Genomic DNA, 22,005 nt, shown 5'->3' with positions numbered 1-22,005 from the left:
GTTCGCCCTGAGCCTGTCGAAGGGCAGGCCACCACTCCACCCCTGGGCCTTCGACCGGCTCAGGCCGAACGGCGGGGTGGTGCTCAGGCCGAATGGTGGGGTGGCCGAATCCCCCACCCCGTTCGCCCTGAGCCTGTCGAAGGGCAGGCCAGCACTCCGCCCACGGGCCTTCGACAGGCTCGGGCCGAACGGTGAGGTACGGTGTCCGCGCGGAGGTCGGCGCCGGCCCATGGGAGATGTGCTGCGCAAGCACGTCGCGAACTCCTTCAGCTCCAGTCGTCCATGTCGTGCTTGATCGTGCGGCGGTTGGCGATCAGCTCCTCGATCGACGGCTCGTTGGCCAGGGCGCGGCGGATGGCGAGCTTGGTGGCCTCGTAGTTGGTGCGGTACATGTCCTTCTTGTCCAGCTGCTCGTCCTTGGCGCAGCGCGGGTCTATCCACACCAGGCTGATGATGCAAAGCTCGTTGACGAGTTGCTGCGGGATGACGCCTTCGATCACGCAGTCGAGCACCGCGTCGGCGGTTGCGCTTTGCACCACGCCGCCGAACAGATCGATGTTGGCCGCGTCCTTCAGCGTCACCTTGGGCACGCAGATGGTCGCCGGCCGGACCATCTGGTTGCAGGCCCGGATGGCGAACATCGCGGTGTGGCCCTTGCTCTGCGCCATCATGTTGGCGAAGGCCGCGCCCACCGGGCCATCGGTGCGGCCGATCAGGATCTCGGGCATCGCGTCGGTGGCCTGGCCTTCCCTCGCCAGCACGGTGGCCTCCCCGGCGTGGAAGATGTAGTTGGTCTTGCTGTTCATGGTCGATCGGCTCCTGCACTCACGATAAGACGGACCCTTCAGCCCGCGAAGATCAGCTCGCCCTTACCCGCCACGGCGCGGTCTCCCAGGTGGCGCTCGATGCGGCGGCGCGGGAGCGATTCGAAGGTCCCGCCATGGCGGGCCAGCTCGCGCGACAGCAACTGCCAGAACACGGCGGCCTCGGCACCGGCCGGCACGAAGGTATCGGGCAGTCCAGCCGCGGGGCGCCCGCCCGCGAAGACGAGGCTGCCCCGGCGCATGCCGTAGGCCACGTGCGCCCCCGCCTGCCCGCCCAGCGCGATGGTGCCGGCCACCATGCGCGAGCCAAGGAAGTCGCCAGCGTCGCCGTGCAACACGACCGTGCCACGCCGCATGCGATCGCCGAAGCGATGGCCGACGCGGCCCTTGACGACCAGCGTCCCGCCGCGCATGCCATCCATGCTGCCGGGCAAGGTACTGGCGCCGAAGTCGCCCGCGTCGCCTTCGACCACCAGCGTCCCGCCGGCCATCTCGCAAGCCACCAGCACGCCGGCGCAGCCCTTGATCAGCAGCTCGCCGGCCCGCATGCAGCCGCCGGCCTGGTCGCCGGCAGGACCATCGACCAGCATCCGGCCACCGTCCATCTGCCAGCCGATCCGGTCGACGCGGGACAGGTCGCCCTCGAGCACCAAGGCATCCTCACTCGCCGGCGCCACGCTGAAGAACTCCGCCAGCGGCAGCGCCGCGTTGCCGTAGCCCACCTTCAGCTGCTCCACCGAGGCGCCGTCCAGCCCGGCAAGCGTTGATGGCGTGATGCCACGCAGGTCGACCCTCAAGGGCGGGGCCTGCCGCAGCTGAAGCCTCCAGCCGCTCATGCGTTGCCTCCGCCAGCCAGCAGCTTGTGCAGATGGAAGTGATACGGCCCGAGCTTGCCGCCGTAGTTGCCGGCCGAGATGCGTAGCAGCCCCCCCGTCGAGCCGATCTCGATGCCCGCGTCCATCCCTGCCCTCATGGCGGCCGCCACGTCGGCTTCGGTCAACCCATCGATGACGATCTCGAGCACGCAGCGTGTCTCGGCCGTCAGCTCGCTGCGTTCGACCAGGCCCACCAGGCTGGGGCAGAACGCGTCGTTGGTCGAGGCCCCGAGCGCGGGGTACTTGCTGCCCACCTTGGAGCCGGAACGCACCACGCCTCCAGGGAACGGCATGACGACGTTCGGCAGGCGGCGCATGGCCGCGACCGCCGATTCGGCCACGGCAAGGGCGGTGTCGGTGTCCCTCGCCAGGAAAAGCAGGTTGCCGCCGCCCACGGCCTTGACGATGCCGGTCGTCTCCTGCGCGACGAACTCGCCATCCATCACCGGGATGCGCCAGTAGCGCACGCCATTGATCACCTTGGAGATCTGCCAGCCGTCGCCGAAGAAGCGCAGGTTCTTGCCCAGCGCCACCGCCTCGCCCTCGGCGATGCCGGCATAGGCCGCGGTGGTCGGGCAGGTCAGCACGCACTGGCCGATGCGGCGCTCCAGCTGCTTGGCGAGCTCCTTGCCCGACATCGCGAAGATCAGCACGCTTTGACCGGGCCGGCCATCGGGCGTCTCTTCGGGCGACAGCTCGCGCTCTATGCCCGCCTCGCAGCCGCAGGCGATCACCGAGGTCGCGAAGCCGGTCGCCGCCACCGCAGCATGGCGAGCCCAGGCCAGGTTGTGCGCGGTGATGATCACCCGCGTCGCCTTCATCGGGAAGGCCTCCGCGAAGCCATCGTCGATGACGACGCCATTGCGTTCGACGGCTTCGCCCATCAGGTGGCCTCGAAGCACGCCGCCGGCAGCAGCCGCCCGCCGTTGCAGCACGAGCACAGCTCGTCGTGCCGGATGGCGATGTGGTCGAAGTTCACCGAGCCGTGGCGGGCGAGATGACCACGCAAGGTCTGCTCTATGCCGCGGTCATAGTCCGGCTCGACGAAGTGCGTGCCGCCGACCGGCACCGCGGTGACGCGCCCGGCCCGCGCCACCAGCTGCCCATCCTTGAACACGTACTCGGGCGTGGTGAACATGCGCTCCCGGTCCGCCTCCTCGCGGTAGACGGCGATGTCGGCGGCGGCGCCCGGGCCCAGCTGGCCGCGGTCGGCCAGGCCCAGCAGCCGCGCCGGCCCGGCCCTCGTCATGATGGCGATCTCGTAGAGCGAGAGCTCGCGCGTGATGGAGCGCAGTGCCGCGTTGGCCGCCACCTCGGGATGCAGCTTGGCCAATTGCTCTTCACGGAAGCCGCGGTCCATGAGCAGGCGGATCAGGTGCGGATAACTGGTGAACGGCCCGCCGTTCGGATGGTCGGTGGTCAGTACCACGCGCCACGGGTCGTCGACTAGCAGGAAGAGCTCCAGACCTATCACCCATTGCAAGGCATTCACGAAGCTCTGCTCGCGGTACTTGAAGGGCACGACCCCGCAGCCCGCCTCGCACTCGATGTCGGCCCCGGTCCACTTGCGCGGGTTGGCGAAGGCGGACTGCGCATGCTGGCGCATGGTGTCGCCCGAGGCGGTCACCGTCTGGCCGAACATGATCTGGCCGACGTCGATGCTGATGTTCGGATGGGCATTGACCGCCTCGGCCAGCTGCAGCGCGGCGGACGAGAACTTCTTCGGCCCCTCGGTGCCGTAGGCATGGAACTGCACGTGGGTGAGGTGGCCACGCAAGCCATCGAGCGCGGCGATGGTCTCCAGCGTCGAGCCGATGTTGCCGGCGACGCCCAGGTTGCTGCCGTGGATGTGCAGCGGATGGGGCACGCCCAGCTCGTGCAGCGCCCGGGCCAGGGTGTGCACCACCTGGCGCGGCGTGATGCGCCAGTGCCGGTGCTCCTCGTCGACGTCGAGCTTGCGCTGGTTGAACTTGAAGGCCGAGATGCCACCGGGGTTGACCACCTTCACGCCCATCGCCTTGCTGGCGTGGATCGTCCAGGCGGCGTAGTCGCGGATGCGCTCGAAGTCCCATCCTTCGGCGAGCATCTGCAGGAAGAGCTCGTCGTTGCCGAGCATCACGTAGGCGCCGTGATCCAGCACCGGGATGTCGCCCATCTCCAGGTGGGTGTGGCGCGCGTTGCAGGCCATCATGGCCGGCTCGAAGGCGGCCGTGTAGCCCATCTCGACATAGCGGTAGCCGGTGGCGAGCGTGCCCGGTGTGCAAGTGCCGCAAGAAGGCAGCTCCAGCGGATTGGCCGGCAAGGCGATCGGATTGCCGTTGGCGCGGTGGTCCTCGGGCAGCAGCATGCGCGCGAGGTTGACCTTGCCGCCGCCGATGTGGGTGTGCATGTCGATGCCGCCGGCCATGACCACGCAGCCGGTGACATCGATCTCCTCGTCGACCGGATCGGCGCCGGGCGCCACGATGCGGCCATCGCGCCATTGCACATCCCGCTGCTCGAGATCGATGCCGTTGGCCGGGTCCACCACCCGGCCGCCACGCAGGCGGATGCTGCTCATGCCGCCTGCCCTGCTCGTGCCGCCACCACCGCCGAAGTCAACCGGCCCACGACCTCCGCCACGCTCGGCAAGCCATCGGTGTAGACCGGGAGCAGCGGCAGCACGACGCTTCCATCCGTGCGGAACAAGTGACCCGGCGTGCCGATGCCGGGAGTCGAGACCGGGATGAACACCGTACCGTCGCGGCCCGCCGGCGCAGCCGCCGGATGGCCGAGCACGATACGCGGCACGGCCGTTGAAGGCGGCGGCGATTCGGGCCCGAAACTCGACACCCACAGCAGGGCGTCCACGGCACCGTCGTCCAGCAGCCGTACCGCATCGAAGCGAAGCGGATCGTGCTCGATGCCGGCAGGGCCGGTGCGCGAGCGCAAGGGCAGCCCCGACAGCCAGGCGAAGGTCTGGTTGACCGTGGCCGCGCCGTCCCCGCCGCCGACCCACAGCACGGCAGCGCGGCTGCGAAGGTTCAGCTCCCCGACGCAGCGGTGCAGGCCTTCCATGATCAGGGCGCCCTCGGCAGGCAGGTCGGCCACGGCGCCGACGAAGACCGCATAGGACGCACCGTGCAGGCGCCCCGCCAGGTCGGCCAGGCCAGGGCCAGCATCACGCACGACTCGCCCGCCGACCAGGGCACCGAGCTGAGCGACCGTCCTGAAAAGGTCGGCGCCGGGGGCCACGGTCTTCACCGCCACCCGGGCCAGGCCGGCGAGCTCGGCTTCGTCGCCCGCCTTGCCGCCGAGCAGAACGACCTGGCGCTCGGGGCCTTCAGCATCTCCCACGCCGCAGCGCTGCAGCAAGCGCGGTGCATGGCGCGCCGGCAGCCCACCGACCAAGACGACGAGGTCGGCACGCGTGCGCACCTCGGCCAGCGTGGTGAGGAAGCCGCCGTGGTCCTGCAGCGTGCGCTGGCCCTGCATCAGCTCCGAACCGCGCGCGGCATCGCAGATGGCACCGGTTTCGCAAGCCAGCCGGTATAGCGCTCGAGCACCCGCCACGTCGGTGCCCAGGCCGCCGAACAGCGGCTGGCGGCTGCCCGCGAGGATGCGCGCGGCGGCCGCAACGGCCGCGTCCAGGTCGCAGGGGCGGCCGTCGATGCTGGGCGAGGCGCTCGAAGGCTCGGCCGTGAACCGGCTCAGTGCAGCCTGGGCCCTCGGGCATTCGCCACCCGACAGGCCGAGAGTGCCGGCCGGACCCGCGGCCGCCACGGCCAGGTCATCGCAGAGCAAGGGGCAGAACGGGCAGGTCCAGGGCGCGACCGCGGCGGAAGGGGCGGCGACGAGAGTCATGTGGGCCCGATGACGCAAGCCATGTGCCACTGGCGCGCGCCCTATGCCGCGCCCGCCGCATGTCCCGACCGCTCGGCCAGAACTGGAACACTATGTAGCGTTTCTGGCGGCTTCAGCGCCAGCAGGCGGCCTGCCTGCGCGGCCGAGGCGGTGGCACGAATCGTGATGCACCCCCGGCCATGCTGTCGATCACGTTCATTTCAGGGCATCAGCCGGGAAGTCGCGAAAGGCGACCGTCGTGCAGCGCGCTCGCCACCAGCCACGCCGTGGCGCCGGCTTCGCGCGCACGGTCCAGGTCCGCCTGGTCACGGATGCCGCCCGCGCCTATGAATTGCGTCAGGGGGGCCTGGGCTTGCAGGGATGACAACACTTCGAGATCGGGGCCGGCGGCGGACCCGACCCGCTCCAGGGTCATCACGATGACGCGCCGGGGCCACTGCGCCACGGCATCCCAGCAGCCAGCCGGGTCCAGCCGCCGGGCGCCGCGCCGGTCCAGCGAAAGGATCGCCTCGCCGGGACTCGCGCTGCCGAAGCATTCGGTCAGCGCTTCTACCGAAGCGAGCGATTCGCTGCCAAAGACCGGCACCACACGTTCGGCAGAAGGGCCCAGCGCCGCGCGCAGCCGCAACACATCGGCCGCTTCGGCGAAGCCGCCATCGAGCCACAGCTCGACATCCGGCAGCGCGCTCAGGAGCGCCCGCAGCGCATCGGTCTGCCATGCCTGGCCCTGCAACGCATCCAGATCGGCGACATACAGCTGCGAAGCAGCGCAATGCGCGCACAGCGCTCGCGCCACCGCCACCGGCTCGCTGCCGGCGCAAAGGCGGGACACGATCGGCCGGTATGCCGACCGGTGGCCGCCGACGCCGCGGACCACTTGGCCCTGCATCAGGTCGATGACGGGAATGACAGTCATTCGGATCACCAGGACAGACGATGAAACGGGTGTTCGTGTACGAGTATCTCAGCGGGGGTGGAGTGTTGGACGGCGATGAGGAGGCGATCGACGAGCTGATGCCGATGGGACTGTCGATGCGCGACGCTCTCACAGGCGATCTGCTGCAGGTTGCCGATTGCGCGACCACCGTCGCCACCTGCTCGCGGGCACCACTGCCGACGGGCCGGGCCGCGGCCGTGGTGCCGGAAAGCGGCGAGCTGCCGCTCGATTTCGTGGCCCGCCAGGCCGACCGCCATGACTTCACCTGGGTCGTCGCCCCCGAGACCGACGGCCTGCTCGAAGCCCTGTGCCGCATCGTGGATCCGGCGCGCTGGATAGGCTGCGATGCCACCGCCATCCACCTGACCACCGGCAAGCGGGCCACGCTGATGCGCCTGGCCGAGCATGGGGTCGCCACGCCGCTGGCCTTCGCCCACGCTCCGCAGGTGGACCGCTGGGTGGTCAAGCCCGACGACGGCGCCGGCGCCCTGGCCACCCGCGTGCATGACAGCCAGGACGGCGCCTGGGACGACTGGGCGCTGCGCTCGCGACAGGGCGTCCCGATGACGATGGAGCCGTGGATCGCCGGCGAGCCGCTGAGCCTGTCCTTGCTGTGCAGCCCCGGCCGCGCCGAGGTGCTCAGCGTGAACCGGCAGCACATCCGGGTCGATGGCGAAGGCCTGGTGAGCTTCGAGGGCGTCGAGCCCAACGTCGTGCCGCCGGACGATCCCCGGATGCGGACGATGCAGGCGCTGGCCTCCCAGGTGGCGCGTCACCTTCCCGGCCTGCGCGGCTTCGTCGGCGTCGACTTCGTCTGGCACGCGCACTGCGGGCCGGTGCTGATCGAGGTGAACCCGCGGGTCACCTGCGCCTACGTCGGGCTGTCGGCATCGCTCGGCCGCAACCTTGCGGCCGACATCCTGCAGGCCCATGCGGCGCCGTCCCATGGCCACGCCTGAACGCACCATCATCGGCTGGGACGTGGGCGGGGCCCATGTGAAGGCCTGCCTGATGCAGGACGGGCTGGTGCTGGACGTGGCGCAGTGGGCCTGCCCGCTCTGGCAGGGCATGGAGCACCTGGAGCACGCCCTGCAGACCGCCCGCCGGCGCTGGCCCATGCCGGACGACGCCTGGCATGCAGTGACGATGACCGGCGAGATGGTGGACCTCTTCTCCGAACGGGAGGAAGGCGTCAAGCGCATCACCTGGCAGTTGCTGCGCACGCTGCGACCGGCAGAAGACGGCGCGAGGCTGCGGCTGTTCGCCGGCGATGCCGGCTGGTGCGACGCGGCGCAGGTGCCGCGCCTGTGGGAGCACATCGCCTCGGCCAACTGGCTGGCCACCGCCCGGCATGCCGCACGCGTCTTCGGCGAAGGCGTGCTCATCGACATAGGCAGCACCACCACCGACCTGATCGCCTTCCGCGGCGGCCGCGTGCTGGGCAACAGCCGGACGGACGCCCAGCGCCTGGCCACGGGCGAGCTGGTCTACCAGGGCGTCGTGCGGACGCCGTTGTGCGCCCTCACCCGCCGCATCGAATGGCAAGGGCAGCAGCTCAACGTGATGAACGAGTTCTTCGCCACCGTGGCCGATGTCTACCGCCTCACCGGCGAGCTGAACGACGCGCACGACCTCTACCCCGCGGCCGACAACGCCCCCAAGGACCTGGTGGCCACGCGGCGGCGGCTTGCCCGCATGGTCGGGCTGGACGAGCGCGACGGCACGTCCCAGGACTGGCTCCGGTTCGCCCGGGCCTGGCGCGGCCACCAGGTCGACGAGCTGGGCGGCCAGCTGCACCGGGTGATGACCGCCCACGGCCTTTCGCCCGGAACGCCCTACGTCAGCGCGGGCTGCGGCGATTTCCTGGCCGCCAATGTGGCGGCCCGTGCGCGCACGTTGGCCGATGCCGGCGGGAGCGAATCCTTCGACGGCGGCCACGCCTATGGAACCGACGTCGCGCGCCTGGCTCCAGGCGCGCAGGCCGAAGCCGCCTCGGTGCGCGCCTGGGCGCAGGTGTGCGCGCCCTGCGTCGCCGTCGCGGCCTTGCTGCATGCGGAGCAGCCCTGATGTGGATCGTCAAGCTGGGCGGCAGCCTGAGCGTGGATCCGGTCCTGCCCGACTGGCTGGACCTGCTCACCAGCCTCGGCGGAGGGCGAGTCACCGTGGTTTCCGGCGGCGGAACTTTCGCCGACGAGGTGCGGCGCATCCAGGCCCACTGGTCCTTCGGCGACCTGGCGGCGCACAACATGGCCGTGCTGGCGATGGTGCAGTTCGCCTACCAGCTGCACGCCCTGAACCCTATGCTGCAGCTGACCACGAGCAAGGCCGAGATCCGGCGCGTGCTGCACAAGGGCAAGACGGCGGTGTGGCTGCCTTTCGAGCTGCAGCGCGACAAGCTCGAGGCCGACACCAACTGGGACGCCACGTCGGACAGCATTGCCCTGGACCTGGCGCGCAAGCTCAACGCCGAACGGCTGGTGCTGGTGAAGTCCTGCCTTGTCGATCCCGAACTCACCGTCGGCCAGCTGGGCGAAGCCGGCATCGTGGACCGGCGCTTCGCGACGCTGGCCAGCGCAGCCGCCTTCCCGATCGAGATCCTGCACAAGAGCGAACTGGGCCGCATGCGCAGCCTGCTGCTGGGCGACGCCCGCTACGAGGCGCTTTGAGGCTGTCCATCAGCCCGCGATGGCGACCGCCTCTTGCATCGCGGCTCGCAGGCCCTGCAGGCGCTTCGGGTCGAGCGCCGCAGCGCGATGGCCTTCGCAGACCGCCGTGCGAAAGCCTGCGAAGTCCGGGCCGATCGCGGCCAGCGCCGGGGCATCCGTAGCACGCAAGGCACCGGCGAGACCCACCAGCTTTCCCGCATCACGCACGACATCGACGAAGCGGCGAATATCAGCCCTTGAAACGACCTCGAGCAGGCTGCCCGAGCGCTTTTCCGCGGTGTCGGCCATGAGGGCCGGGAAACCGAGCCGGCAGGCGTGCCGCAGCTGCGCGAAATCCAGGCCGCGGTCGGCCAGGAACACCGGCACGATGCTGAAGCCGCAGCGGGCCAGCTCCTCCAGGGCACGCCAGGCCGGGCTGCCCTCGGGCGCGGGCTCGATGCCTACCTTCACGTAGTCGACCGCGCTGCAGCCCACCGCAGCCACCTGCGCCAGCAGCTCGTCCAGGCGATCCACAGGCACGTCACCAATGGTCGCGCTCACCGGCAGCCGGATGTCCTGCCCGCGCAGCGCGGCGACGATCTCGCGGATCACCTCTGGCGGCAGGCCGCCTAGCGCGCCCTGCCCGGGCTCCTTGAGGTCTATGAAGTCGGCACCGCCTCGGGCCGCGGTCAGCGCTTCATCGACGTCTCTCACACTGACGAGCAAGCGCATCAGCTCGGCTCCCCGGATCGCGCGCGGTGCTTGGCCACCGCCTCGACGATCCAGCCCCACGCCTCGTGCTCGTTCGGCCCGGCGGTCTTGTCGATGGCGATTTGCAGGTAGGCCATCTCGGCGTCCACCTTGGCGGCCGGCAGCATGCGCAGGCGGCTGACGAGGATGGCGCCCTCCACCACCGCGGCCTGCGCCCGGTTGAAGCCTGGAAACGGCGCGTGGTCGGCCTCATGGACCACGGCCATGCGCAGGACCGGCCGCTGGTCGTCGTCCTGTTGGTCGGCCAGCCGCAGCTCGAGGTGCCGCAAGGCGCTGGCGAGACGGATGCCCTCGATGCGCTGCGTGGGCACCAGCGGCCAGGTTCGCCTGCCGGTCACGCATCCGGCGAACACCCGCGTGTCGACCACGATGTTGAGCGCCGCGTGGCCGGTGGCGAGGATGTTGTCCAGCGTCGTGGAGGGCTTGAAGGGCATCAGCACGACTTCGCCTTCACCCTCACGGTAACGGATGCCCATGGGCGCCACGTGCGGCGTGCCGTCGGGCGACACCGTCGTGACGACGGTTTCGAAGATCACATCGTTCATCTTCAGGATTCGGTCTTCGTCTTGCTCGACATCGTCGTTCCGGGGGCACACCAGCGGTTCAGGTCCTGCGGCGCTCGGTCGTCGGCGCAGCCCCAGTCCAGCGGCTGGTCCTGCACGTAGCGCTTGCCGAGCCGCCACGCAATCTCGGCGCGTGCAAGTTCCACGCCCATGTAGAAGGCGTGCGGCGCGTCCTCGCCCAGCCGCAACTGCGGCCACAGCTCGAAAGGGTCGTGCCCGAGGCGCAGCCCATCCCGGTTGTAGACGTGCAGGCCCTCGGCCGACACCTGGACGCGAAAGTTGGGGTCCTTCACCTGGGCCGCGACGGCCTCGATCTCGGCCGGCGTGTCGGGGAACGGCCGCTTGTCGTGCACCGTCATCAGCGCGTCGTCCATGCCCTTGGGCAGGCTGTTCAGGCGAGCCGCGGCATGCATGATGCGCCGCGCCTTGTCGGCCTCGCGCACGGCGCGCCTGGCATGTGCGCTCACCTGCGTGGTCAGCACCGCCGCGATCTTCAGCTCGGCCGCCATGCCGAACAGCACGGCGTTGATGCCGCTGGTGTCGGCCTCGGTGAGCTCGGTCACGTTGCCTATGCCCATCATGATCGGCACTTCGGGGAAGCGCTCGCGCAGCCGGTGGTAGCGCACGATGGACGCCGTGAGGCCGAAAGGAATCGGGTCCAGGATGGGGTCGGCCAGGAACGCGCGGCCTCTTCGCTGCAGCTGCTCGATGGCCTCGTGCAAGGAGGCTTCGTCGCTGGGCACCCGCGGGATCAGCACCGGCGTCGAGGCCACCTCGTCGGCCACCCAGAGCGTGTCCAGGTTGAGGCTGAGCAGGTAGTCGGCGCCGGCTTGGCCGCCGCGCAGGAGCTCGTCCGGGTCGATTGAATCGACGCTCACCGAGAAGCCCTCGGCCTTGAGCGCACGTACGCTGTCTTCCAGGTGGTCGAAGCGCGTTTCGGGCAGGCCGCCGAGGTCGATGACGTTGGCGCCATCCGCGGCGTAGCGGCGCGCCCGTTCCACGATGGCTTCGACCGACAGCCGGGGCGCATCGACGATCTCGGCAAAGATTGCGACCTCGTACTCGTCCAGGTCGATCGGCTTGGCGGCGCGGTCGAAGAATCGAGGCAGGTCCTTCAGCTCCTCAGGCCCGCGCTGCACCTTCACCCCGAAATGCCGGCTGAGTTCTTCCACGTCGCCCCGGCAGCGGCCGGGCACGATGATGCGGCTGGCCGCGACCGGCGCGGCAACGCGGCGCCGGATCATGTCGGCGGTCATCAGCGCCGCCACCTGCAGGCCGATTTCGCGCACCTCCCAGGTGAAGGGCGCCCCTTCGATGCCGGCCAGCACGCGCTCCAGGCTGGGCTGGGCCAGCCGCCCGGTCAGGAAGACGATGTGTTCCATGCCAGCGAGAGTTCCTTCAGGCGGGCCTCCAGCGCAGCCTCCAGGTCGGCCGGCGAGCTCACGACCTGGCAGTAGTCGATCTCCCGCAGGCGCTCCACGTTGGACAACTCTATGCGCCGCGGCCGCAACGTGACCCAGTCATGCGGCGACTTGGTGACGACCACCGGCTCGGTGTCGCAGGCGAAGACGATGCCGAGAATGCCCAGCTTGCCCGCCTGGGCGAACATGTTGGTCGGCAGCGAATCGCTGATGCCGAAGGCGCACTTGGCCACGGTGTTGCTGGTGGCGGGCGCGACCACCACGGTGTGGTAGATGTCCTCGTAGAGCATGCCGACCGGCACTCCGCTGGCCGTCCTGTCCCGGATGACGCGGAACTGCTTCTTCAGCTCCTCGAGGCGCAGCTTGTACAGCGGCAGCACCTCCTCGGCCGCGGCCGAGAGGAACAGGTCCACCGCCGGCAGGCGCGCGGCCAGCGCCATGGACTCTTCGAGGAAGTGGCCGGAGCCGGTGACGCACCAGGCAAAGCGCGAGCGCGGCGGCGAATCCAGCAGCGGCAGATCGTCTTCACCCGACTCGCGCGCGACCCTGGCGCCGTGGGCGCGAGGCTCGGCGGCCGGGACCTGCGCTTCAGTCGGGGTGGGAGATCTCGATGTGAAGCTTGTGGAGCTTGCGGTAGAGGGTGTTTCGGCTGACATCCAGCGCCTTGGCGACATTGCTCACGTTCCAGCGGTGCAGCTCCAGCATCTGCAGCAACACCTGACGTTCGTTCGCTTGAATGGGGTTGAGCTTGACCGGCGCCGGGGCCTCGTTCGCAGCGGCATCCGCGGCCGCCACCGGCGGGACCGGCGCGGCGAGGCCGGACAGCCGGGGCTGCTGGCGTTCGCCGAGCAGCTGTGCCGGCGCGTGCGAAGTGACCAGCGATGGCAGGTGCTCGCGGGTGATGGTCTTGCCGTCGGCCAGCGCGGCGGCGCTGCGCAGCACGTGGCGCAGCTGGCGGATGTTGCCGGGCCAGGGGTGATCCATCAGCAGCGCCTGCGCATCGGCACTGAGCGTGGTCTTGGGCCCGGCCTCGCTGGCCAGTGCCGCCATGATGATGTCGAGCCGGTCGCTGCGCTCGCGCAGGGCGGGCAGTTGCAACTCTATGCCGGCGAGGCGGTAGTACAGGTCTTCGCGGAAGCTGCCTTCCTTGACCAGCGTGGGCAGGTGGCGGTGACTGGCGCTGATGAGCTGGAAGTCGACCGGCAGCGTCTCCTCGGTGCCGAGCGGCGTGACCTGCCGCTCGTCCAGCACGCGCAGCAGCCGGGCCTGCAGGGCCAGCGGCATGTCGGCTATCTCGTCGAGGAAGAGGGTGCCGCCATCGGCCTGCAGCACCTTGCCTCGACGGCCGGTGCGCTGGGCACCCGTGAAGGCGCCGGCGCGGTAGCCGAAGAGCTCGGCCTCGATCAGCGTCTCCGGCAGGCTCGCGCAGTTCACCGCCACGAAGGCCCCGCCGGCGTGCGGGCTGGCCTCATGCACGGCGCGGGCGAAGATCTCCTTGCCGGCTCCCGTCTCGGCGCACAGCAGCACCGGCGTGCGACGAGCAATGACGCGGCGCGCCGTCTCCAGGTGCGTCACGAGTTGCGGATCGCGGAAGGTGCTGGCGGCGGTCACCGGCCGCTGGCTCGCTGCTCGCAGCCGGGACGAAGGCGCTTCCGGCGTGATCACCGTCGGGACGCCCCTTTCGGCGGTGCCGTGCTCGTGCGTGCGCTCGGAGGCATGCTCGGCCGCCGGCCGCCGGGCGACGGCGAAGAATCGAAGCGCGGCCCCGCTGCGGTAGGTGACCACCGGGTGGTACGAGGACGAGGCGCTACGCGTCAGGATGTCCTCGAGGGAATTCTGGAAGATGTCGTCGACCCGCCGCATGCGGATGTCGTCCATCGACTGCAGGCCGAGCTGGAACAGTGCACTGCGGTTGGCCGCCAGCACCCGGCCGTCGTCCGACACCGCGAGCTTGCCCTCGTGCAGGGTGTAGACGAACTCCGGCCGGCTGTGGAAGTGCACCGGGTGCGCATCGCGGAACTGCAGGTCGATGAGCCGGTTCTCGATCATCCGGGCCGTCATGCCCAGCAGCACCAGCACGTGCTGCTGCATGAGGCTGGAGCGGCTGGTGACATCGAGCACCGCAGCGATCTTGCCGGCCGGGTCGCACACCGGCACCGCCGAGCAGGTCAGCTGGGTGAACTGGTTGTAGAAATGGTCCTCCCGGCGCACGGACACCGGCGCGCCGGCCGCCAGGCAGGTGCCCATGCCGTTGGTGCCGGCCTGGACCTCGCTCCACACGCCGCCGCAGCGCAGGCCCAGCGGCGCCGCCTCCGCCGCGAACTCGGGCGACGAGACCATATGCACGATGACGCCGTCGGTGTCCGTGAGGACGACCGCGGTCTCCATGTCGGCGAGCTGCTGGTACAGCGTCGTCATCTCGTAGCGCGCGCAGCGGATGACATCGGCGCGGCGGGCACGGGCCTGCTCGAGCTCGGCCTGGGTGACGATGGCCGGATCGCGCGGCTTGGAGGGATCGAGCTGATATTCGTCAAGACAGCGGCCCCACGAGCGCACGAGGACCTCGTTGGCGCTCTCGTGGAAGTTCCCGCCTCGCACGAGCTGCAGGATGCGCTCGGCGTGCTGGTCGGCCATTCGCGTCGATTCGAGCAGTGTCATGACCATACAGCCTCCAGAGCACCGGGCGGCACCCGACAGAACCGGGCCATTGTGGGTCGTGCCGCCAGGCCACACACCCGGTTAAACACGGGTAGTTGTATCGAGCGGAAGTTCACGTCACTGGCCCGCATATTGCACTTCTGCGGAGCGATGCCTCGCACCTTACGCGGCGCACTCTACGCCCCCGCGCGCCCGTTCCCACCGGAGAAGCCCTTGAACCCCACTTTTCGCGAACCTCCCCTGCCCGACGAAGCCGGCTCGCCAGCCTCTGGGCGGCCGCTGGACGTGATCTTCATCGAAGGCTTCGTCGGCCGGACGATCATCGGCATCCACGACGGCGAGCTGCACGAGCCCCAGCCGGTGGGCATAGACCTGCACGTCGGGGTGGAACGCGCGCGGGCCTGTGACACCGACCGCATCGGCGACACCATCGACTACAGCGTCGTCCACGCACGCCTTCACCGCCTGCTGCGCGAGCATCGCGTCCAGTTGCTGGAGGCCTTTGCCGAGACCATCGCGGACATCCTGATCCACGAGTTCGGCGCGCGCTGGGTGCGGGTCAAGGTGACCAAGCCGCGCAAGTTCGACGACGTGACCGCGGTGGGCGTACAGATCGAGCGCGAATCTCCGGCCGCGGCCCGCCACGCCGCCGTGCTGCATCTCATCGGAAGCGGCATGGTGCCGGGCAAGCGCTGAGCGCAGGAGCCGGCCGCCCCAGCGCCGGCCATGAACGACAAACCGCCCCGGAGCCCGGGGCGGTTCGCATTCAGGCAGGCAGACCGGTTCTACAGGTGGGCGGCGAACGGATGCGCGGCGGTGCCCTTCTTGGCCACCACTTCCTCGGCCGTCGGCAGGCCGGCCACGGCACGCTGGATCGACTCGCGCGTGGCCTGGTAGTTGTAGTCCTGGATCTTCTTGTCGTCCTCGGCCAGCCAGTGGATGAAGACGCCGACGCAGATGAACAGGTTGTCGGCTTCGGAGGCCGGGATGGTGCCGTCCTCGACGGAATCGGCCACGGCCATCGCCACGCCGCGCTGCGCCGGGCCGAACATCTGCACGGCCTGCTTGGCGCCCTTGATCGTCACCTTGTTGAACAGCACCGTGGCCGGCTTGGTCAGCAGGTTCGGCGCGACCACGGCCAGCAGCGAGGTGAAGCCGTCCTTGTTGTTGGTCAGCGCGTTGGCGAAGGCCGTCTCTGCAGCGCTGCCCCGGGGGCCGATGATGAGGTCGATGTGGGCGACTTCATTGCCATCACCGACGAGCGATTCGCCGACCATCATGTGATTGATCTTTGCCATGGGTCCTTATCTCCTGTATGCAGTAATGGGTCATGACGATGCTGGCCGACCTACCAGCCCCGACTCCCCTGCCAATCACGATCCGTGCCACTTGGCGCGGACCCCGCGGACGAGTCCCGCCAGCATCAGCGTGGCCACCGTCAGATCCGCCGTGGTGCCGGGGTTGAGCCCTCGGGCCTTCAGCTGCTCGTCCCACGAGGCGAAGCCCGGGTCGGCATCGAGCGCCTCGCCCGCTTCGGCGCGTGCTCGCCAACCCTGCGCCGAGCGCATGACAGTGTGTGCCACGGCTTCCCCGTGCTTTCGAACAATGTGTGAATCGGGCAGGCGGGCCAGCAGCGTCAGGTAAAGCCGTTGCACGGCCTGGACCATGGCGGCGCCCGGCGGCTCGCCGGGGCGGCAGTCGAATTCCCCGACGGCAGGCCCGAGCGCCGGCAGCGCCCAATCGAAGAGGTCCGCAAATCCGCCGCGGTACTGGCGCGCGATGCTGTCGCGTTCGGCGGCGAGTGCCATCGCCGTGCGCAGGTTCACGCTCGGCGCCGAATGCACGTCCTCGGCGGGAGCCGACCCGAGCCCACCCGGATTGGCGGCCGCGATGGCGCGGTACGCGGCCCTCGTGTCGTCCACGTCCAGGCCGTCCAGCACCTCCTTCAGCGCCGCGTGCAGCGGCTCGCCGTCATCTCCGGCGTCCCCGCAGCGCTCGGCAGCCGCAGCGATGGGCGCACACAGCAGCAGGATGCCCAGGTTGGTGTTGCAGCCCGCCTCGGCCCAGGAGGCGGCCTGGGCGGCTTCTATGCGCGCCCCGACGCGGGCACCGGGCGCGAAGAGCCCCGCAGCGGCGGCTCGGGCGCTGCGGATGAACATCTCCGCCTGCATGCCATGGCCCGGCGATGCCAGGCTCACGTTGCCGGGCTTGCGCACCCGCACGTCGAGCTCGCAGGCACACAGGAAAGCCTCGCGCGCGACACCCTCATGCACGCCCGGCGCTCGCTTCCTGCCGCCCTTCGCTCGCGGCGGCCCATTTGCGGTCCAGCAGGTCGTCGACGATGGCGCGCGCAATGTTGAACGTCGTCACGCGCTGCAGGCCTTGCCAGGCGGCGACTCCGTTGACCTCCAGCACCTGGATGGCGGGTCCGCTGGCGCTGGGCACGAGATCCACCCCGGCGTAGTCCATGCCCAGCGCGAGCGCCGCACGCTCGGCGAGTTCGGCCAGCGCGGGCGTCAGCGCGGCGGCCTCGGCGCGCGCACCCTGGGCGATGTTGTGGATCCAGTGGGAGCTGACCCGCCGCATCGCGGTGAGCGCACGCCCGCCGACCACCAGCACCCGCCAGTCGAAGCCTGGCTCGCCTACCGGCGGCACGAAGCGCTGCAGGTAGGCCAGCGAGCCGAAGCCCTTGTCGAGCGGCGGCAGCGGATGGTGCACGCCGCCTACGTCACCGACCCGCTCAAGCCCCTTGCCTTGCGAGCCGAACAGGGGCTTGAGCACCAGCGACCTTCCCTTCGCCCCTTCGCGGATGGCCAGCCGCTGCGCCAGGGCCGGCGACTCCGTGGCCCAGGTCGCCGGCGTCGGGATGCCGGCCGCATGCAGCAGCAGGCTGGTCATGGACTTGTCGACACTGCGCTCTATGGCCCGCGCGTCGTTGTAGACCGGCACGCCGAGTTCGCGCAGCGCATGCAGGATGCCCAGTCGCTTGGTGACCTGCTCGAAGCTGCCGCCGGCGATGCCGCGCACCAGCGCCGCATCGGGCAGCTCGCGGCCGAAGCCGGGGATGACCAGCCCGTGCCAGGAGGCGGTGGTGTCGATGTGGCAATCGGCCAGGTCCACGCACCAGCCGACAGCTCCCCGGGCTCTCAACGCGGCCTGCAACTGGCGGGTGTGCCAACCCTTCTCGTCGGTCATGATCGCCACTCGCAAGCCGGCACCTGCGGACGGCCGCTCGGCCGAAGATGGGGTAGACGTCGGGATCACGTGGCCTCCTTCATCCACAGGCGCTGCAGCAACGGCAGGTCGGTGGCGCCGCCATGCCAGGTGGTGCCACTCGCGATGTTGCTCACCCAGACCTCGGCGGGGGCGAACAAGGCGCCGTCGATCTTGTAGAAGTCGTGGCCCGCCTCCTTGAAGATCTCGGCGAACGAGCGGCCGTAGTCGCGCGAGTTGCGCGAGGGCAGCTGGCGCGCGAGCTCGCGCGCGGCCCCGTCGCTGCCCTTCACCGACAGCTGCACGCGGCCGCCGTAGAGGATGGCGTCGTTGGTGCGCCCCATCGCCTCCACGCCGTCGGGGCTGGGTGCCGGCAACGGAGCCGTGGCTGCGCCGTCGACGATGTCGGCCAGCGCGAAACCCAGCTCGTGGGCCTTGTGAAGCGCCACCTCCAGCACGCGAGCCACCACCTGCGTCGTGCCGGCCAGGCTCGTCGTCGGCGTGAGGATCACCGTGAGACCTTCCGGCGTGAGGCCACAGTCCCTGAGCAGCTTGTCGACGATGATCTTCGGCGGGACGCGATCGACTTCCAGCACCAGCACGCCAGCCGCCGACTGATCGCGGTAGCCCAGTTCGGCGAACAGGGGCTCCTTGCCGGCCAGCGCGCGCGCCGGGCCGGAGCCCAGCGAGAAGAACTTCTTGCCCCCTGTCTCCTCCTTGCTCGCCGCCAGGCTCCATCCCGCGTACTGGCTGCCGAGACAGGCGAGAACGGGCTGGGCGCTCGCCACGTCGAGCCAGGTGGGCCAGCCGCCGCTCCCATCGGCCCGCAAGCCGACGCGGCCGAGCCCGCCCATGCAGATCTCGCCCACCAGCACGCCGGCCGCCACGCTGCCGCGGGTGGCCACGCCGGCATCGACGATGCACACCCCAGCCGCATCCCGTTCGTAGGCGATCCCCAGCGCTTCGGCCTCGTCCAGCAGGCGCCGGACCAGCGGCTCGGCGAGCGCGTTCACGCTGAGCCGGCACCCGGCCAGGGGGGGTGAGGCTTGTGTCGTCATGTCATGGTCTCCAGTTCGTCCAGCAGTTGGTCGCGGGCGACGCGCAATAGCGCCCTCACCTGCTGCGCATCGGAGCCGCGCGCGCTCAGGCTGCACACCGGGTCGCCTTCGGCCACCATCATCTGGCCCCAAGGTCGATCGTGCACGTCCGGTCGACTGGCCAGGTGGCGGATGGCCCGGTCGCCGATCTGCAGCGGGCGGCGCGCAAAGACGATTTCCTGTCCACTCACGGCCGGCGGCGAAGGCGGCTCCATCAGGCGCGGCGACTCGCCCTCCAGGCAGGCCTGCACATGCGCCCGCATCACGCCGTGCACCACGCGCCAGTCGTACAGCGAAAGGCTCGCCGGAAGGCGCGGGTTGATCTCGAGGACACAGGCCTGCCGGCCGTCCCAGATGAAATCCAGGCTGCCCAGGCCGCGCAGCGAGAACTCGCCGACGAGGCGATCCAGCGCGGCGCGCAAGGTCGCTGCCCCGGCGTCGGGCAGAGACACCGGCCCGACCACGCCTCGATAGACGAAGGGCCGGCTCCCCAGTGGCTGCACGATCAACTCGTTGAAGCCCAACACGGTGGCGTGGCAGCCAGCGGCGATGAAGGTGGCCGACATCGGCGCACCCGGCACTTCGCGCTCGAAGTAGTGGTGCAACGGTGCCCGGCCTTGCGCTCGCTGGATGTGCCAGCCGCCGCTGCCGTGCGCGTCCTTCAGCAGCCAGCCGGCGGGGTCGGCCGGCTGCGCGACCTGCACCTCGGGGTGCGCGATGCCGTGGCGGTCGAGCGCGGCGAAGAAGCCGGCGGGATCGCGGATGCGCTCCACGGTGCGCGCCGCGTTCCCGACCAGCGGCAAGAGGGCCGCGCCCTCCTCCAACAGGGCCGCGTGCCCGTCGAACCCACCGCCCACCACCCAGCCCGCCACGTCGCCACGCTCGGCCAGGGAGGCCAGCGCAGAGAGCACCCGCGCCGGCTCGATGCGCATGCGGGCCGGGTCGCCGATCGGCATCCACTGCAGGCTCGCCTCGCGGGTGTCCTGGTCGCCGAACAGGTCCAGCGCGATGACCTCGTAGCCGCTGCACCGCGCCGCCTCGGCCGGGGCACGGGCCGACAGGCCGGCGACCGCGAGCACGGCCATGGCGTCAGGGCTTCTCTTCGAGGAACGCTCTGGCTGCGGCAAAAGCCTCCCGGAAGCTCAGCACGACCGGCTTCTCGGCGTCCCTCATCTGGACCAGCAGGCGGTGCTGCGTCTGGTACTTGACGTTGCCAATGGCCAGCGCACCGATGCCCACCGCGGAGGTGCCCTTCAGCGGCACGGCGTCGTCCATCACTCCGACGCCGGCGATGCCCTCGGGCGGGACCGCGTTCACATCGGCAGCCACCTTGAGCCTCTTGGCCACGGCGAGATCCTCGACCGACACGACCTGCACGCCCGCGGCCGCGCAACCGAGCACGACGTCTGCTTCGCCGATGGACGCTCTGACCGCGTCGTGGCCCCGGCCGGAAACGCCGTGCAAGGTGACCCCGAAGCGCTGGCCGGTGTCCCGCGCAGCGGCCTCGGCCGCCTCGTCGCCCTCACGGCTCGACAGCAGCGCCTGCGCGCCGCTCAGGGCGGCCAGGACGCCCGCCACGCGCCCGACGGGCCCGGTACCGCCGAGCACCACCACGCGCTGGTCCTTCAACCCGTGCCCGTGGTGCTTCCTGAGGGCCGCGTCGACGCAGGCGACCATGGCGGCGGCTGTGGAGAAGGCGCCGCTCGGATCGGCCATGAGCGAGACGACGAAAGGCTTGACCATCGAGTCCTTCGCCTTGTCGAGCATGTCGGCGGCCACTGTCGCGCTGCGGCCTCCGATGAAGATGCCGGTGCGAGCGACTCCCTTGGGGCCGCGCGAGAAGATCGCGTCCTGCGTCAGGCCCTTCACGCCATCGAGGCCGACTTCGCAGTACGGCACGATGATCTGGTAGCCGGCGTCGGCGGCCATGTTGACGTCGAACGGGCTCATCTGTTTGCCCGGCGTGAACATGTGGAGGATGTACGGGCGCTCCATGGCGTCTCCTGTCAAGGGCTTCAATGGCAATGCGAGGCCGAGTCGGCCAGCGGAGCGTGGTCCAGCCGATGCCAGGCCAGGGTGGCGCCACGATGGCGGGGCGCGACGATGCGGGCCAACAGGCCGGCAGGCATCACGCCGGCGGCTCGGGCGGCGTCGAGCAGGCGCTGCGCCGCCGTCTGAGAAGACACGATGGCAAAGCCCGTCGGGCCCCAGGAGCTCTGGCCCGTGGCAGCGCCCGGTGCGGCGGCATCCCCGCCCCGCGCCGGATCGAGGCTCGCCTCGCCGAGCCAGTCGACCAGTCGGCCGACCGCATGGCTGGTGTAGCCGGTGCCGCCCTGCACCGGCGCGAAGTGCCCGCCCAGGATCTGCTGCATCCGCGTGACCCCGGCGGCGAAGAGCGGGAAGTCACCGCTGGCCGCACCGGGCAGCACGCGCATCAGGACCTGGTGGCAGATCTCGGCCGCGGCCGCCTGGGGCAGCGGCGCCAGCGCCGCCAGGGCCTGCCGCTCGGCCGTGCCGGAGAGGCCACGGTGTCCGGGATCCTCGACGACCACGACGCGCCAGCGTTCCGGCAGCTCCAGCCGCGCCAGCAAGGGCGCCGGGCTGCCGTCCGCGCCGGGACCGCCGTCGACCAGCAGCCCGCCCTGGTCGAACCCCGCAATGCCCACGCCCGACCGGAGGCCGCGCCCCAGCCACCGGGCCAGCGTGGCGGTGCTCACGTCGAGCCCGTGCCATTGGGTGAATCCCCGGCCGACCGCCAGCGCCAGCTGCGTTCCGGACCCGAAGCCGGCATGGGCAGGCAGTGCCCTCAGGAGGCGCAGCCGCAAGGGCTCGACACGGCCACTGTGCTGGCGCAGCGCGTGCAGGCAGGCGGCGACGCGATCGATCTCTGCGCGGGCATGCTCGCCGACGGCCTCCACCTCGTCGCGCGGTGCCGGGCTGAACTCGATCGCCGTCTCGTAGCCTTCGATGACCAGGCCCACGCTGCCGAAGCGGCGCCCGAGGCTGCCGGCGGGGTCGAGGAAGCCCAGGTGCAGGCGGCCAGGCGCCCGCACGGTCAGCGCGTCATGACCCTCAGCGCGCATTGCGCCCGCTGGTGCTGGTGCTGGTCCTGGAAGAAAGCGCCATCTCGAAGCCTGCCTGGAATCGCCTGGGATCCC

Annotated in this window: 22 protein-coding genes; 4 read left to right on the top strand and 18 right to left on the bottom strand. The window is 70.4% G+C overall.

Going from position 1 to position 22,005, the window contains the following annotated elements:
- Nucleotides 1-266 precede the first annotated feature (266 nt).
- From fae (ACS5PM_RS24405) to ACS5PM_RS24380, 6 genes are all read right to left on the bottom strand, one after another.
- Nucleotides 267-806, bottom strand: a complete 540-nt coding sequence (gene fae, locus ACS5PM_RS24405) for a formaldehyde-activating enzyme (protein WP_439390341.1) — start codon at nt 804-806, stop codon at nt 267-269.
- 38 nt (nt 807-844) lie between these two features.
- Complete coding sequence (locus ACS5PM_RS24400) at nt 845-1,660, bottom strand: formylmethanofuran dehydrogenase subunit C (protein ID WP_439390340.1); 816 nt, start codon at nt 1,658-1,660, stop codon at nt 845-847.
- A complete protein-coding gene (gene fhcD, locus ACS5PM_RS24395) occupies nt 1,657-2,583 on the bottom strand; it encodes a formylmethanofuran--tetrahydromethanopterin N-formyltransferase (protein WP_439390339.1) in 927 nt (308 codons plus the stop codon). Before fhcD ends, ACS5PM_RS24400 begins: the two co-directional genes overlap by 4 nt.
- Nucleotides 2,583-4,259, bottom strand: coding sequence for a formylmethanofuran dehydrogenase subunit A (locus ACS5PM_RS24390; RefSeq protein ID WP_439390337.1), 1,677 nt, complete (start codon nt 4,257-4,259; stop codon nt 2,583-2,585). Before ACS5PM_RS24390 ends, fhcD begins: the two co-directional genes overlap by 1 nt.
- Complete coding sequence (locus ACS5PM_RS24385; protein WP_439390336.1) at nt 4,256-5,542, bottom strand: molybdopterin-binding domain-containing protein; 1,287 nt, start codon at nt 5,540-5,542, stop codon at nt 4,256-4,258. The genes ACS5PM_RS24390 and ACS5PM_RS24385 overlap by 4 nt, the downstream gene beginning before the upstream one ends.
- A gap of 208 nt (nt 5,543-5,750) precedes the next feature.
- The gene (locus tag ACS5PM_RS24380; RefSeq protein WP_439390335.1) at nt 5,751-6,458 is read right to left on the bottom strand and encodes a HisA/HisF-related TIM barrel protein; all 708 of its coding nucleotides are present in this window, start codon (nt 6,456-6,458) and stop codon (nt 5,751-5,753) included.
- Between the two features lie 20 nt (nt 6,459-6,478).
- On the opposite strand from ACS5PM_RS24380, the gene ACS5PM_RS24375 reads away from it, so the two are divergent.
- From ACS5PM_RS24375 to ACS5PM_RS24365, 3 genes are read left to right on the top strand one after another with little or no spacing between them, the layout of a single operon-like run.
- Nucleotides 6,479-7,438 carry an ATP-grasp domain-containing protein gene (locus ACS5PM_RS24375; protein WP_439390333.1) on the top strand — a complete coding sequence of 320 codons (960 nt, stop codon included), beginning with the start codon at nt 6,479-6,481 and terminating at the stop codon, nt 7,436-7,438.
- On the top strand, nt 7,425-8,546 hold the full coding sequence (locus tag ACS5PM_RS24370; RefSeq protein ID WP_439390332.1) for a hydantoinase/oxoprolinase family protein: 1,122 nt from the start codon (nt 7,425-7,427) through the stop codon (nt 8,544-8,546). Before ACS5PM_RS24375 ends, ACS5PM_RS24370 begins: the two co-directional genes overlap by 14 nt.
- Nucleotides 8,546-9,145, top strand: a complete 600-nt coding sequence (locus ACS5PM_RS24365) for an amino acid kinase family protein (protein WP_439390331.1) — start codon at nt 8,546-8,548, stop codon at nt 9,143-9,145. Before ACS5PM_RS24370 ends, ACS5PM_RS24365 begins: the two co-directional genes overlap by 1 nt.
- Before the next feature lie 9 nt (nt 9,146-9,154).
- On the opposite strand, the gene ACS5PM_RS24360 is transcribed toward ACS5PM_RS24365, so the two are convergent.
- From ACS5PM_RS24360 to ACS5PM_RS24340, 5 genes are read right to left on the bottom strand one after another with little or no spacing between them, the layout of a single operon-like run.
- Complete coding sequence (locus tag ACS5PM_RS24360) at nt 9,155-9,856, bottom strand: (5-formylfuran-3-yl)methyl phosphate synthase (RefSeq protein ID WP_439390329.1); 702 nt, start codon at nt 9,854-9,856, stop codon at nt 9,155-9,157.
- A complete protein-coding gene (locus ACS5PM_RS24355) occupies nt 9,856-10,440 on the bottom strand; it encodes a DUF447 domain-containing protein (protein WP_439390328.1) in 585 nt (194 codons plus the stop codon). Before ACS5PM_RS24355 ends, ACS5PM_RS24360 begins: the two co-directional genes overlap by 1 nt.
- 2 nt (nt 10,441-10,442) lie before the next feature.
- Nucleotides 10,443-11,840, bottom strand: a complete 1,398-nt coding sequence (locus tag ACS5PM_RS24350; protein WP_439390327.1) for a DUF6513 domain-containing protein — start codon at nt 11,838-11,840, stop codon at nt 10,443-10,445.
- Nucleotides 11,819-12,535 (bottom strand): flavoprotein, encoded by a 717-nt coding sequence (locus tag ACS5PM_RS24345; RefSeq protein WP_439390326.1) that lies wholly within the window; start codon nt 12,533-12,535, stop codon nt 11,819-11,821. The genes ACS5PM_RS24350 and ACS5PM_RS24345 overlap by 22 nt, the downstream gene beginning before the upstream one ends.
- Entirely contained in the window at nt 12,468-14,537 is a 2,070-nt protein-coding gene (locus ACS5PM_RS24340) for a sigma-54-dependent Fis family transcriptional regulator (RefSeq protein ID WP_439390324.1), read from the bottom strand. The genes ACS5PM_RS24345 and ACS5PM_RS24340 overlap by 68 nt, the downstream gene beginning before the upstream one ends.
- A gap of 279 nt (nt 14,538-14,816) precedes the next feature.
- Here ACS5PM_RS24340 and ACS5PM_RS24335 point away from each other — a divergent pair, with 279 nt between their 5' ends.
- On the top strand, nt 14,817-15,233 hold the full coding sequence (locus ACS5PM_RS24335; RefSeq protein ID WP_439390356.1) for a dihydroneopterin aldolase: 417 nt from the start codon (nt 14,817-14,819) through the stop codon (nt 15,231-15,233).
- Between the two features lie 89 nt (nt 15,234-15,322).
- On the opposite strand, the gene fae (ACS5PM_RS24330) is transcribed toward ACS5PM_RS24335, so the two are convergent.
- From fae (ACS5PM_RS24330) to ACS5PM_RS24300, 7 genes are all read right to left on the bottom strand, one after another.
- Nucleotides 15,323-15,835 carry a formaldehyde-activating enzyme gene (gene fae / locus ACS5PM_RS24330; protein WP_439390322.1) on the bottom strand — a complete coding sequence of 171 codons (513 nt, stop codon included), beginning with the start codon at nt 15,833-15,835 and terminating at the stop codon, nt 15,323-15,325.
- Between the two features lie 75 nt (nt 15,836-15,910).
- Complete coding sequence (locus ACS5PM_RS24325) at nt 15,911-16,810, bottom strand: triphosphoribosyl-dephospho-CoA synthase (protein WP_439390321.1); 900 nt, start codon at nt 16,808-16,810, stop codon at nt 15,911-15,913.
- Complete coding sequence (locus ACS5PM_RS24320; RefSeq protein WP_439390355.1) at nt 16,803-17,732, bottom strand: ATP-grasp domain-containing protein; 930 nt, start codon at nt 17,730-17,732, stop codon at nt 16,803-16,805. The genes ACS5PM_RS24325 and ACS5PM_RS24320 overlap by 8 nt, the downstream gene beginning before the upstream one ends.
- A gap of 65 nt (nt 17,733-17,797) precedes the next feature.
- The gene (gene mch / locus ACS5PM_RS24315; protein WP_439390320.1) at nt 17,798-18,808 is read right to left on the bottom strand and encodes a methenyltetrahydromethanopterin cyclohydrolase; all 1,011 of its coding nucleotides are present in this window, start codon (nt 18,806-18,808) and stop codon (nt 17,798-17,800) included.
- Nucleotides 18,805-19,932, bottom strand: a complete 1,128-nt coding sequence (locus ACS5PM_RS24310) for an ATP-grasp domain-containing protein (protein WP_439390319.1) — start codon at nt 19,930-19,932, stop codon at nt 18,805-18,807. The genes mch and ACS5PM_RS24310 overlap by 4 nt, the downstream gene beginning before the upstream one ends.
- A 4-nt stretch (nt 19,933-19,936) precedes the next feature.
- A complete protein-coding gene (locus tag ACS5PM_RS24305) occupies nt 19,937-20,842 on the bottom strand; it encodes an NAD(P)-dependent methylenetetrahydromethanopterin dehydrogenase (RefSeq protein WP_439390318.1) in 906 nt (301 codons plus the stop codon).
- A gap of 20 nt (nt 20,843-20,862) precedes the next feature.
- On the bottom strand, nt 20,863-21,930 hold the full coding sequence (locus tag ACS5PM_RS24300; protein ID WP_439390317.1) for a beta-ribofuranosylaminobenzene 5'-phosphate synthase family protein: 1,068 nt from the start codon (nt 21,928-21,930) through the stop codon (nt 20,863-20,865).
- Nucleotides 21,931-22,005: the final 75 nt, after the last annotated feature.

Source organism: Ideonella flava, assembly GCF_051857595.1.
Taxonomy (GTDB): domain Bacteria; phylum Pseudomonadota; class Gammaproteobacteria; order Burkholderiales; family Burkholderiaceae_C; genus Ideonella.
Note: the sequence above shows the minus strand (reverse complement) of the source record. Positions and strands in the feature narration are given on the sequence as shown.